Genomic DNA, 12595 nt, shown 5'->3' with positions numbered 1-12595 from the left:
CCCATTCAAAAGTAGCTTAAAGTGGGACTATGAAATTATTTTTAGAAAATACTTGATTTATCAGAAACAATGCATGTTTAATAGTATAAAACATAAGTTAAGTATTATCTTTTTATTATTCCTAGGACTTAATTTAATTGGGTTTATTGTAGTTTATAATTCTTTACAAGAACAAGAAGCTGATGGAAGAGTTATAAATGTTGCTGGAGCTCAAAGAATGTTAAGTCAGAGAATGAGTAAAGAGGCTTTAGAGTTAATTAGTATCGATAATGATTTAGAAGAACAACGTGCTAGACTAGAGAATACGATTACTACATATGATACAAGGTTGCAAGGTCTTATTTATGGTAATCAAGAACTCGGGTTACCAGGTACTGAAGAAGAAACTATTCTTGAACAGATGCATCATGTAGAAGCTTTATGGGAGGACTTTAATAAGCAAATGTCAGTTTTACTTGACTCTGATACTAGTGAGGTAGAACAAAGGAGAGCTTTAGAGTATATTGTAGCTAATAATATGGAGTTGCTTGAAGAGATGGATATGGCAGTAGGGTTATATGAAGCAGAAGCGAATAGAAAAACAACTAGATTAATAACTATTCAAATAATACTAATAATCTTAAATATTATTTTAGCGATTAGTAGTTATCTATTTGCAAAAAAATTGATCATAAAACCAATTATTAAGTTTAAAAAAGAAGTTTTAAATAATGATCTTACCTCTCAGCTAAATATTACATCTCAAGATGAAATTGGAGAAATGGCTGTTGCTATAAATAAAATGAAAGCTGGTTTGAGAGAAATAATCATTCAGATGCAACAAAAAATAGAGGATTTATCTGCTTATAGTGAAGAATTATCAGCATCAGCTGAGGAAGGAAATGCTACTATAGAGACGACTAATGAGTTGATCGATCATACCTCAGTTACTATTGAAGAAATATCAGCTAGTGCAGAAGAGGTAGCAAGTTTTTCTGAAGAAGTCAACTCTCAAACTAATCTTGGTAGTCAAAACATTGATACTACAGTAAATAGTATCAATGAGATTAATGAAGTAGTTAGGGAGACAGTAGGTGTGATTAATAATTTAGATAGTACTTCAAAAGAGATAGGCCAGATAATTGAAATAATCACAAATATAGCAGAGCAGACTAATTTATTGGCTTTGAATGCAGCTATAGAGGCTGCAAGGGCTGGTGAAGAAGGGAGAGGCTTTAATGTTGTAGCAGAAGAGATCAGGCAGTTGGCAGGTGAAACTGCTGAAGCAACAGATGAAATTGCTAGTTTAGTCAGCAAGACTCAAAAGCAGTCCAAAATAGGAATTGAGAAGGTTAAAGAATTAGAAGAAAAAGCTAAGGAAGGGCAAGAGATTACTGAAAAGACTGGAGAAGTTTTTGATAAGATTAAAAATTCAGTTCAGGAGACATCAATCCAGATTGAAGAGACGGCTAGTGCAACTAAGGAGTTGGCCCAAGTTAGTGATGAGATAAGCAGTGCCACAGAGGATATGAGTAATATGTCTGGTGAAATTTCTAATTCATCACAGGAATTAGCACAAATGGCTCAAGAGTTGCATGGATTAGTAGAGCAATTTAAAGTTTAAGCTAATATATTTTCTTAAAAAGAAGGTTGTTGGCTCTTCTTTTTTATCATTAAGGAAATAATGCTTTTTAGAGAATGATTTATAAACAAGGTGAAAGTTAGGAAGGGAATAGATTATAGTTTTTAAGGATAACTTAGATAAATAAGAAGAATAACTTACATAAAAAATAGACCAGTCTTGACTGGTCTATTTTTATAAGCTATCTTTTTGAATCAGTCTGTTGGCCCATGTCGACTAACTCCTTAGCAATTTCGGCTTGGTATTCTTGAGTAATCCAGCCAAATAAAGCTGGCATACTGTGTCCCTCAGGATATCCTTTTGGATTTTGAGTTGGGTTTTGGTATGAGCCTAACTCCTGTGCGATGATATTTTTACTTTTGGCCCATTTATTAGCTGGGTTTCTGGGACTATCACCTTCGACAGTAGAATGATTAATTTCGTTTTCTTGGCGTTGATCAGTCATTTTTCAACCTCCTTTATCTTTTATAGTTTGAACATAATTCATCGACCTTATAATAAGCAAAAAATTACAAGTTTTAAGTTTGATCGATTTTCTTTTTCTGACAACTATAAACCAAAGGAATTTATAATTAATGTAGTCTATTATATTCTTACCAGAGGAGTTGTGTGCAAGCAATAAGTTGTAAACTAAGCTTTTAGTTGATTTTTTGCAGGAGAAGAGGAATAATTATCTAAATTATAATATAAGTGCTTTAGGATTTAATTAGTTTTGAGTTGATTAAATATTTTGAACTTAATTGTGAATCTTCAATTGTAATGAGGAGGGATTAGATGGCCAAGTATAAAGGAAAATTAAATCGACAATTTCCTGCTAAGATCAGTACAACCGCCTTTACTTCTATTTATATTCTACATTTGATTGAGAAATATGGAAAAATGTATGGGCAAAAGATTTTGGATACTATTAACCAGCAGATGGGAACACGTTGGAAACCTTCTCGGGGAATGGTCTATCCTTTATTAAGAGAGATGGAAGAAGAAGGTTACTTAAAAGCATGGTGGGATGAACCAGATAAAAGATCAATTCGTTATTATTTATTGACTGAAGAAGGAGCAGAGCACTTAGAAAAGATGAAGATTAAATATAAGTCATCCTTTAGAGATGCTAGAAAGATAGTAGATACTGCGATTGATGAAATTTATGATGGAGAGGTTTGAGTTTAAGTTAAATACTATCAAAAATGATTCTTAATAGTTGACAAAGCATAATTTATAATTTATACTAATAATAGAATGATTAATTTAACAAAAATGGCAGTTTATTTAAGTAATTGATTTAAGATTGTATAAAAATTTAAGTTAAGTTAAAGCTAGTAGATGTCAATTACTTAAATAAATTATGAAAGGAGAGATTAGTAATGGCTAAATATGAATGTACAGTTTGTGGGTATGTCTATGATCCTGAAGCTGGAGATCCAGATAATGGTGTGGAGCCAGGAACTTCTTTTGAAGATGTACCAGATGATTGGGAATGTCCATTATGTGGAGTAGGAAAGGATATGTTTGAGGAAGTTTAATCAGTTGATTAAGAGAGTCGGGAATCCGGCTCTTTTTTGTTTTTTAAATTTAATTAATAAATTTAGGGTTGCTTAGAAATAATAAGGATTGAGGGGGGAATAAATAATGAGACTTGATCGAGATACAAGGATGAATGGTGTAATTGATGCTGATTATTGTTTGTGTGTAGCTCGAAATATGCTAGATACCTTTCAGCAAGCAGAATTAGAGAGTGAAGGATTTAATAGTTTGGAAATGCTAATGATCAAGACATTATTTGATGATATCTTTGAGAATAACATTAAGAATAATTATAAAGTTAGACGGGATGATATCGTTAATCTATTAGCTGAAATGGAAACCGATAGTCTGGAAACTGACAATATAGATGAGTCTGCTACTGGGGAGGTTATCAGTTTATTTGACTTCCTAGATCAAAACAATTAAAAAGTGGGAGGTAATTCTCCCATTCCTCCCTCAAAAATATTAATCGGTCAGCTTAAATGCTTTATAATGAGATAATAAATTTTTGATATATTACTGATGTTCTTCAGTTATTTAAAAATTAATCTAACTATCTTAATCAAATACTAAAAATTTTGTTTTCAATTGTCATTATATCTGAATTAAGTTATACTAAATAGTAAAGATAGTAATTTTATCTATTAGATAAAACATTTAAAATTTCTAAAGGGGGATAAGATAATGTTGAATAGGAAAAGGATTTGTTTATTAGCAGTATTAGTGCTAAGTCTAGTTTTAACGGGCTGTTTTGGTGGTGAAGATGTCGCTGACTTAATTGTACAAGTTGAAGACCAAGCTGGAAATCCTATCGAAGAAGCAGAAGTAACAATTTTGAAAAATGGATATGAAGGAACGGAGCAAGGTAGTAATGTTCAGTTTGGAGAAATTCCTGAAGGAGAGTATGACTTGGAAGTAAGAGCAGATGGTTATGAAACTTCTGAAGGTGAAGAAGTTTATCGTGAAGGGTTTGTGTTAGAAGAAGATTTAATTATTGATGTAGAATTAGAAAAGATTGTTGAGAAAGAGCCTACAGATGAGACAGAAAAAGAGGAGAAAGAAGTAGTAGATGAGGATGAAGAAGAGGAAGAAGAGAAAGATGAGAAAGAGGAAGTGATTGAACCGGTTGATTTAAGTTTGGAATTCTTTGATCGAAATCAAAATGAGTTAGAAGCAGAGGTTAGTTTGAAGTTAGATGGAGAGTTAAAAGATGAAGCGAGTGGAGTAGAGGTAATATTTGAAGATTTAGAGCCAGGTGATTATACTATTGAGGTTGAGCGGGATGGATATGATAAATTAAATAGAGAGATCACTTTAGCTGAAGAAGATAAGCAACTGAACTTGGATATTGAAGGTGGAGCTGTACAACAGCATCTTTTTGTAGAAGAGGGAGATGAGATTGTAATTGAAGATCTTGCTGCTGATGAAGAAGCGATTATTGGAATCTTCAATTTGAACTTAGGTGATTATGAGCCTACATTTGATCTAGATAATGAGCTAGAAAGGTTAGCAAAGGTTGAATATGATGTGAGAATGAGAGGAGTCGAATTGGCCAAAGAGTATGGAACGGATTTTGCTGCAAGCAGTCCAGATTATTCTTTAGGAGAGGCTCGGGAGTTTAAAATTTCTGATGATGTTAAAGAAGGTACTATCACAGCTAATTTAGAGGCAATTGGAGAACATATTTATGTTTTTGTTGATCAAAACGATGATATAGATTCTAAAGAGGTAGAGCAATTAGTTGAAGAGTTTGATACTAATATTTACCCAGCGTTAGTGAGAGAAGAAGGAGCAGATGAAGTTGTAGTTGTATTAAGTGAGTTTGATAGTCCATATATTACAAGTTATTTTGATGCTGCTGATCTATATGCTGAGCAAGGTAATGAGGAATTTATGTTCTATTTGAATTCTGCAAGAGAGGAGAATACTATCTTATCTTCTGCAGTTCGTCAATATCAGCATTTGAATTTCTATTTAGAGAAGGTAGCTGCAGGTCGAGATGTAAATGATGTCTGGATTGATGAAGGGTTGGCCCATGCTGCTCAGATTTTAGCTGGATATATTGATAATGAACAAGAAGGTTGGTCAGATGAAGCAGGGAATGGATGGCTATATGATGAAGACTTTGGATATTTAAGTAATACAGAGAAGGTTGATCTATTGATCCATGATGGAAGTCTACATTTTTCAGGAGCGGCTTCATTATTTATAGGTTATCTATATGATCAATACGGGCCAACGCTGATTAAATCAATTGTAGTGGCTGAAGAAGATCCAGTAACTGTAATTGAGGAGTATACAGGCCATGATTTTGTTAGAATCTATACTAACTGGATCACTACTAATGTTGCTGATGCAATACCTGAGATAGATAATAGAAAATATAACTATTCTGCTTTTGATTTGCAGGATATTCCTGGATTTAGTGAAGAGTTCAGTCCATTAGGAGTTAATTATATCGAAGTTGAAGGAACAGAAGAGACTACTAGTTTTGAAATTCCATCAGGTTTTGGAGATGATTTAGGAGTAGTAGTTATTAAAAGAAAAAAATAAATTGATTCAAAAAAACCAGCCTCTAGAGGCTGGTTCTTTTTTTGCCAAGCTTAGATTCAATTTAAAAACCTTCAGCATCAAAATCATTAGCAGAATAAGTACCAAATAAGCCGTCATCCATTAATAACAAGACAAGAAGTAATAAGATAATCAACTCAAAACCTTCAAAGTCATACAGACCCATTATGTATCCCTCCTTGTGGATATTATAATGTTCTCAGCTAAATTCAATCCTATTATGACAATCCTTAATGAATATCTAAATTCTTTTTCACTCCCGTTTCAATTTACAATTTACAATGTACAATTCACAATTAAATTCAAAATATCAAAAATAAAAACTATAAAACAATTAGATTTTCAAGTTTACAATATCTTCTTTTAGCTGAGAATACTCTATTAAGTTATAATATTATATAATTAAGAATTTGATTTTGTGAAAATTTAAGCTTCGTTTTTAAATACTAAATTCAAAGTTGTAAATAATAATAGTAAGCTAAGTGAAAATTGAGGAGGGCAAGATGGATTTTAAAGAAAAATTAATCACAGAGATCAAAAAATATCCAGATTTATTCAATGAGATTAGAGTAGAGATTATAGCCTCTAAATGGCAGTCAGAACTTGAAGATGGAGTTGAGTATATTGTTGATACTGAAGCTGATCAGACATTAGAGAAGGTAGAGGAGGAGCAATTAGTAGATTCAATTATTAACAACTTGAAGTATTATATTGAATATGAACGTGAACTTGGTGAAAGTGAATTATAATCTTAAAATGGAGGCGAAAATAATGAGTGATCATGTAGAACATTTTTTAAAATATGGAGGAATAAAATTTGAGTATAGAGCTTCTGAAGAGGAAGTTAGAGAATTTGTCAATAATTTACCAGAAGATAAAAGGGATAGCATTGCAGAAGTTAGTCAAATCTTAGATCAAGAAGGTTTGATTGATCTGAAACCAGAATTCAGTACTATTGATAAAGAGATGTTGGATGCTCAAGTAGAAGAGAATCGTAGAATTTAAATAATGAAAGGTTATGGCTTTAGAGTAATTAATTGTTGCCATAACCTCTTTATTTATTATCTTCTAATTTGCCATAACACTTAATAAACCAACCACTGACGATTCCAAATATAATATGTAACAATAGAGCTGAAAATTTTGCTAGTGGAATTGCTGAATTGACACTAGTAATTCCTGATTTTAGTATAAGACCACATATAAAGATATAACTAACAAGTCCAATAAGTAAGCCTTTAAAAGTTGGATAAATATTACCTGTGTTTTTTATAATATAAGCAAGTAATACTCCTAATAGTCCTGCAACTGTAAAATCTGTAACAAAGCCTACAATTAATGCTAAAGGGTTAGCAAGAAATTCTTTGGGTACAAAAAGGCCAGCAGCTAAGTGAGTGAATGTATATCTTTTCCATCCAAAAGAATAAAAAATAATTGCTAATATTTCTTTAGGGATATTTCCAACAATGCCAGCAATTGAGCCAAGTGCTATGGGATCAGAAAATAAATCTTTTTTCATCCTACAATTCCCCCTAATTTGAGAAGATAATTTGGTGTTTGTAGTTTAGCATGCTGTTATGTATTATTTTTTATTCGTTAAATGAGTAATATTAATATAAATAATAGAGTTAATTAAAAAGAGAGAATAAAAAATTAAGGTCCCTTGAGGGACCTTAATTTTGACTAATATTTGATTTTGTCTAGCTGATCGAATAATGCGTTGATATACTCAGTGATTGATATTTTTTCTTCAATGAAGTCTTCGATTAAATTGTTATCTCTAATTTTTACATCCATTATTAATCAGCTCCTTCTTTTTACTATCTTTTTACTATTAATTAGTATTGTTAATATCTTATTATCTCATACTAGTAATGCTTACCTATTTAATTTAGTTAGTATTAGATGGAAATTTTAAATAAATTTAATAAATTAAAGCTATCTAGCATATAATTTATAATATTTTGAATTAACTTACTGAATTTAGCATAAAAATAAAATTAGAGTAATATACTATTAAAAACTAGGAGGTGTAATAATGAGAGCAACAGGAATAGTTCGCAAAATTGATAATTTAGGAAGAGTAGTAATTCCCAAAGAAATTAGAACAGAAATGAAGATTGATAACGGAAATACTTTAGAAATCTATGTTGATGAGGATGAAACAGTTATTTTAAAGAAATATAGCCCAGTACGAGAGTTAAATGATTTAGGAGGGTATATTGAGACCCTTGTGGATACGACCGATTGTGATGTTATGATTTCTGATACAGATAAAATAATAGCTTCCTCAACAGAGATGGAAAAATATAATGATCAAGTGGTGGGGGATAAGATAAAGGAAGCTATGAGTTCTAGAAAAACAATAGTTATTGAAGATGCCGAAGAAGAGGAGCTCTTTAATAACTTTAGAACTAAAGAAGGAGAATTAGGAGCAATACTTGTTACTCCGATTATTAAACAAGGGGATATTTTGGGTACAGTAGTTTTATCGTCTTCTGATAAAGAGTTAGGGGATTTTGAGACTAAAATTAGTGAGATTACAGCTAAAGTAATTAGTAAGAAATTAGGGTTATAAATTATAGGGGCAGTCAACTGCCCCTATAATTTAATCATTTAAAATAATTTGTTTTGATTTTTAAAAAGTAGTTGACATTGTTTAATTAGTGAGATATAATAAACTTGTAAAATTAAATAACTGACATCTTTTATTCTGGTGTGTTACTACTATAAAGTAGGCATAAACTAGAAAGAGATGTGGATATAGTAGTTTAAAATACTAGTATATTCATATCTTTTTCTAGTTTTTTATTTTTTAACTATTAAGCTTCATTGTTAGTTTTTGATTAATACAATTTAAGTAAGAGTGAAATAATTATAATACTAAGCTAATTAATTCCTTTTAGAGTAGGAGGAAAATTTGAATGAAAAAACTAGAAGAAGAGAAAAATTATAAAGTAAAGAAAGTATTTAACAATAATGTTGTATTGGCCCAAATAACTAAAACTAACAAAGAAGTAATTTTAGTAGGTAAGGGTTTAGGATTTGCTAAAAAGATAGGAGATGTTATTAAGGTAGATGAAGGTGCTATTGAAAAAGAATTTGTAGCAATGAATGAAGATAAAAAGGAAGAATATCAACAATTAGTAGAACAGGTAGATAGTGAAGTTATTGGTTTAACAGAAGAGATTATTGCTATGTTGACTGCAGAGTTAGGTGAAGAGTTAGATGAACATATTCATATTTCTTTGGCTGATCATATTGGTTTTTATTTAAATAGAATTAAGGAAGGAATAGAGATTAGTAATCCTTTCTTAGCTGAAACAAAAACACTATATAGTTTAGAATATAATTTAGCGAAAAAGGCTGTAAAAATGATTGAAGAGCGTTTTGATATTGAGGTACCTGAAGGGGAAGTTGGATTTATCACTTTTCATATTCATGGAGCAAGAACGAAACGAGGAGTATCAAAAACTGTTAAATATACTAAAGTTATTAAAGAAATGGTTAATGTGATTGAAGAAGAATTAGAAGTTAAATTATCTTATCAAAGTTTAAATTATGCTAGATTAATAACTCATTTAAGGTTTGCCTTAGAAAGAATAGAAAAAGAAAAGAAAAATGAAAATCCATTGTTGGAACGAATAATTAATGATTTTGAATTTTCTTATCAGTTAGCTAATAAATTGGCTAACTTGGTGAAAGAAAAACTTGAGCTTGATGTTCCAGAGGATGAGATTGGTTATTTAGCAATGCATATTGAACGTTTAAGAAAAAATTTAAGCCAAGCTAATTAATTGTTAGTAAAATGGAATAAATCATCTCTTAACTAGCGTGTTACTGATTAGGCAGGCATAAGCTAGAAAGAGGTATAAATTGCTCCTTATTGGGGGGAGAGTTTATATCTTTTTCTAGCTTTTTTTATTTTAGTTAATCTACACTGGCCAGTGTATTGATTAGTTAATAAATTAGATAAGATTATAAGCTTAATAAGTTTTTAGTAATTAAAGAGATTTAATTAAAATTAATAAGGAGGAATTTTAATTATGAAAGCATTTAAGAAGTTACAAAAGATTGGTAAGGCATTAATGACACCGGTAGCAATTTTACCAGCTGCTGGTATATTTTTAGCTTTTGGGACTACATTTGACTGGGATTTGATGGCTGAAGCAGGTGGGATAATCTTTGCTAATTTACCTATCTTATTTGCAGTTGGTGCAGCAATTGGATTGACTGATAATGATGGGGTTGCTGCTTTAGCAGCATTAGTCTCATTTTTAATGATGAATGCTACTATGGGACAAGTAGTTGGAGTTACTGCAGAAATGATAGAAGAAAGCCCAGCTTATGCTGAGGTAATGGGAATTCCAAGTTTAGAAACTGGAGTTTTTGGTGGTATTATTGCTGGGGTTATAGCAGCAACGATGTATAAGAAGTTTTATGATATTGAACTTCCAGATTTTTTAGGTTTTTTTGCTGGTAAAAGATTTGTGCCGATTGCTACGGCAGTAGTTTCCTTTATTGTGGGTTTAATATTGCCAATTTTATGGGCACCAGTACAAGAGGGTTTACATCAGTTGTCTTATTTTGCAAATGAAGCTAATCCAACAGTATCTACTCTTGTTTTTGGAATGATTGAACGGGCACTGATTCCCTTTGGTTTACATCATATTTTCTACTCTCCATTTTGGTTTGAGTTTGGAGAGTATGTAAATGAAGCTGGAGAGATTATTAGAGGAGATCAAGCAATTTGGTTTGCTCAATTGCGAGACGGTGTTGAATTTACTGCAGGTAGATTTATGACTGGTAAGTTTCCATTCATGATGTTTGGATTACCAGCGGCAGCGTTAGCAATGTATCATGAGGCTAAAGATAATAAGAAAAAAGTTGCTGGAGGGATCTTGTTTTCAGCAGCATTAACCTCTTTTTTAACAGGAATTACTGAACCAATTGAGTTTGCCTTTTTATTTGTAGCACCGGTGTTGTATGGAATTCATGTCATTTTTGCTGGTTTATCTTTTATGTTTATGGAAGTTTTAGGAGTTAGAATTGGTCAAACATTTTCGGGAGGTTTGATTGATTTTATTTTATTTGGAATTTTACCAAATAGAACTGCTTGGTGGTTAGTAATTGTAGTAGGTGCAGTCTTTGCAGTCATCTATTACTTTGGTTTTAGATTTGCAATTAGAAAGTGGGATTTACAGACTCCAGGCCGCGAAGATGAGCAAGTAGAGAGTGTAGCAAGTGATATAATGGGAGGAAATTCAGCTAGTAACGCTGATAAGCAGAAAAGATCACAAGCGATTTTAGAAGCGTTAGGTGGAGCAGGAAATATAGAAGATATTGATGCTTGTATTACGCGTTTAAGGTTAGCAGTTGTTGATGATTCTAAAGTAAATGATAAACAGCTGAAAGAATTAGGAGCTTCAGGAGTAATGAAACCTGGTGGAGGAAGTGTACAAGCAATTTTTGGCCCTGAATCAGATGCATTAAAAGATAAAATTAAGAAACTACTATAGTATTAGTTGAATTTTTAAAGTTCCTATGATATATTTAGTGCAAGTAGTTTTGAACAAATTTTACTAAAATATAAAATCCTGCCGATAGTTTGGATAAATTATCGGTAGGGTCGTTTATAATAAAAATATTAGTGTCGAAAATGAAATTAGAGCTAGATGACAGTAACAAATGAAGAAGAAGCTAGTTAATATAATATTATAAGTAAATAAGCTATTAAAAGGAGTGTATCAGATGTTTAATATTTTTAAGAAAAAGAAAGAAGAAGAATTTGTAGCACCATTAACAGGTGAGGTTTTAGATTTAACTGAGGTTCCTGATCAGGTGTTTGCTAATAAAGTCGTTGGAGATGGTGTGGCAATTAAACCAACTAAAGGAGAGTTAGTAGCTCCAGTAGCAGGAGTTGTTAAGCAGATTTTTGCAACTAAGCATGCTGTAGGAATTGAAACTGAAAATAATTTGGAGGTTTTAATTCATATAGGGGTTAATACTGTTGAATTAGATGGAGCAGGTTTCAGTCAAGTTGTTGTAGAAGGAGATAAGGTACAACCTGGTGATAAACTAATTGAATTTGATCTTGATTATATAGAAGAGAATGCTAAATCTAGTATTACACCAGTTTTAATTACTAATATGGATGCTATTGAAGAGTTAAATCGTAAGGAGCATACTGAAGTAGCTGCAGGAGAAGATAAGATATTAGAGATTAAGATTAAATAGAATACTCAATTAAAACATCTGGGCTAACCCAGATGTTTTTTTGCTAGAATGGAATTATTTTAAATAAAGGAGTATAAAAAAGATGAAAGTTCAAAAAATAAATGTAAATTCTAGCTAAATAAAGGGGTAGAAAAATGGGAAAGATATTTTTCTTTATAGTTGCTGCAATATCTGGAACAGCAATGGCTGTACAAGGCTCTTTAAATTCTGCACTTGGTAAGGTGGTAGGAGAGGTAGAAGCTACTTTTATTGTTCATATTATTGCTACACTAGCAATAGCCTTGATTTTATTTGTCTTTAATCTAGGTCAAGGAAATTTAGGAAAGTTTATGTCGGCTCCCTGGTATACTTATCTAGGTGGACTGTTAAATGTAATTATTTTATATGGGGTTTTATTCAGTATTCCTAGATTAGGAGTTGCTAATGCAACGACTTTAATTATTGTTGGGCAGGTATCGACTGCAGTTTTGATTGATCATTTAGGAATTTGGGGGTTAGAAAAGATTCCTTTTCGTTGGATTCAGGGTCTAGGGTTGGTATTATTGGCTATAGGAGCTAGGTTATTGTTGAATATTAAATAAGCTTCAGTTTATGTAAAACTAAGTGGTTGACTTAGACTCAATCTTAGCCTTAAACTTAAGTGTT

At 31.6% G+C, this 12595-nt stretch carries 15 protein-coding genes; 12 read left to right on the top strand and 3 right to left on the bottom strand.

What is annotated here, in order from left to right; genetic code table 11:
* On the top strand, positions 1 to 1603 hold a 1603-nt coding region (locus MWH28_RS06275), incomplete at its 5' end, for a methyl-accepting chemotaxis protein (RefSeq protein ID WP_248618457.1).
* A gap of 199 nt (positions 1604 to 1802) precedes the next feature.
* Here the strand turns inward: MWH28_RS06275 and MWH28_RS06270 are convergent.
* Positions 1803 to 2066 carry a hypothetical protein gene (locus tag MWH28_RS06270; protein WP_248618456.1) on the bottom strand — a complete coding sequence of 88 codons (264 nt, stop codon included), beginning with the start codon at positions 2064 to 2066 and terminating at the stop codon, positions 1803 to 1805.
* Between the two features lie 329 nt (positions 2067 to 2395).
* Here MWH28_RS06270 and MWH28_RS06265 point away from each other — a divergent pair, with 329 nt between their 5' ends.
* The 4 genes from MWH28_RS06265 (at position 2396) to MWH28_RS06250 (ending at position 5695) form a co-directional block, all read left to right on the top strand.
* Complete coding sequence (locus MWH28_RS06265) at positions 2396 to 2782, top strand: PadR family transcriptional regulator (protein WP_248618455.1); 387 nt, start codon at positions 2396 to 2398, stop codon at positions 2780 to 2782.
* A gap of 200 nt (positions 2783 to 2982) precedes the next feature.
* On the top strand, positions 2983 to 3141 hold the full coding sequence (gene rd / locus MWH28_RS06260) for a rubredoxin (RefSeq protein ID WP_248618454.1): 159 nt from the start codon (positions 2983 to 2985) through the stop codon (positions 3139 to 3141).
* 106 nt (positions 3142 to 3247) lie between these two features.
* Entirely contained in the window at positions 3248 to 3568 is a 321-nt protein-coding gene (locus MWH28_RS06255) for a hypothetical protein (protein ID WP_248618453.1), read from the top strand.
* A gap of 258 nt (positions 3569 to 3826) precedes the next feature.
* Complete coding sequence (locus tag MWH28_RS06250; protein WP_248618452.1) at positions 3827 to 5695, top strand: carboxypeptidase-like regulatory domain-containing protein; 1869 nt, start codon at positions 3827 to 3829, stop codon at positions 5693 to 5695.
* A 61-nt stretch (positions 5696 to 5756) separates the two neighbouring features.
* Here MWH28_RS06250 and MWH28_RS12860 read toward each other — a convergent pair whose 3' ends face one another.
* Positions 5757 to 5879, bottom strand: coding sequence for a hypothetical protein (locus tag MWH28_RS12860; RefSeq protein ID WP_282580148.1), 123 nt, complete (start codon positions 5877 to 5879; stop codon positions 5757 to 5759).
* A 337-nt stretch (positions 5880 to 6216) separates the two neighbouring features.
* On the opposite strand from MWH28_RS12860, the gene MWH28_RS06245 reads away from it, so the two are divergent.
* Positions 6217 to 6462 (top strand): hypothetical protein, encoded by a 246-nt coding sequence (locus MWH28_RS06245; protein WP_248618451.1) that lies wholly within the window; start codon positions 6217 to 6219, stop codon positions 6460 to 6462.
* Positions 6463 to 6484: 22 nt separating this feature from the next.
* Positions 6485 to 6718: a hypothetical protein gene (locus tag MWH28_RS06240; protein ID WP_248618450.1), complete on the top strand. Its 234-nt coding sequence runs from the start codon at positions 6485 to 6487 to the stop codon at positions 6716 to 6718.
* A 49-nt stretch (positions 6719 to 6767) separates the two neighbouring features.
* Here the strand turns inward: MWH28_RS06240 and MWH28_RS06235 are convergent, their stop codons facing one another.
* Positions 6768 to 7232: a hypothetical protein gene (locus MWH28_RS06235; RefSeq protein WP_248618449.1), complete on the bottom strand. Its 465-nt coding sequence runs from the start codon at positions 7230 to 7232 to the stop codon at positions 6768 to 6770.
* Positions 7233 to 7751: 519 nt separating this feature from the next.
* Between MWH28_RS06235 and MWH28_RS12855 the strand changes: the two genes are divergently transcribed.
* The 5 genes from MWH28_RS12855 to MWH28_RS06205 all read left to right on the top strand — a co-directional run bounded on the left by MWH28_RS12855 (position 7752) and on the right by MWH28_RS06205 (position 12531).
* On the top strand, positions 7752 to 8291 hold the full coding sequence (locus MWH28_RS12855) for a stage V sporulation T C-terminal domain-containing protein (protein ID WP_282580147.1): 540 nt from the start codon (positions 7752 to 7754) through the stop codon (positions 8289 to 8291).
* A 346-nt stretch (positions 8292 to 8637) separates the two neighbouring features.
* Positions 8638 to 9510, top strand: a complete 873-nt coding sequence (glcT, locus tag MWH28_RS06220) for a glucose PTS transporter transcription antiterminator GlcT (RefSeq protein WP_248618448.1) — start codon at positions 8638 to 8640, stop codon at positions 9508 to 9510.
* A 249-nt stretch (positions 9511 to 9759) separates the two neighbouring features.
* Complete coding sequence (gene ptsG / locus MWH28_RS06215; RefSeq protein WP_428323572.1) at positions 9760 to 11232, top strand: glucose-specific PTS transporter subunit IIBC; 1473 nt, start codon at positions 9760 to 9762, stop codon at positions 11230 to 11232.
* A 232-nt stretch (positions 11233 to 11464) separates the two neighbouring features.
* The gene (locus tag MWH28_RS06210; RefSeq protein ID WP_248618447.1) at positions 11465 to 11950 is read left to right on the top strand and encodes a PTS sugar transporter subunit IIA; all 486 of its coding nucleotides are present in this window, start codon (positions 11465 to 11467) and stop codon (positions 11948 to 11950) included.
* Positions 11951 to 12084: 134 nt separating this feature from the next.
* A complete protein-coding gene (locus MWH28_RS06205; RefSeq protein WP_248618446.1) occupies positions 12085 to 12531 on the top strand; it encodes a DMT family transporter in 447 nt (148 codons plus the stop codon).
* Positions 12532 to 12595 lie beyond the last annotated feature (64 nt).

This window comes from Natroniella sulfidigena, from assembly GCF_023223645.1.
In the GTDB taxonomy this organism is placed as follows: domain Bacteria; phylum Bacillota; class Halanaerobiia; order Halobacteroidales; family Halobacteroidaceae; genus Natroniella; species Natroniella sulfidigena.
The sequence above is the reverse complement of the archived record's forward strand: the minus strand, read 5'-3'. Positions and strand labels throughout refer to the sequence as shown.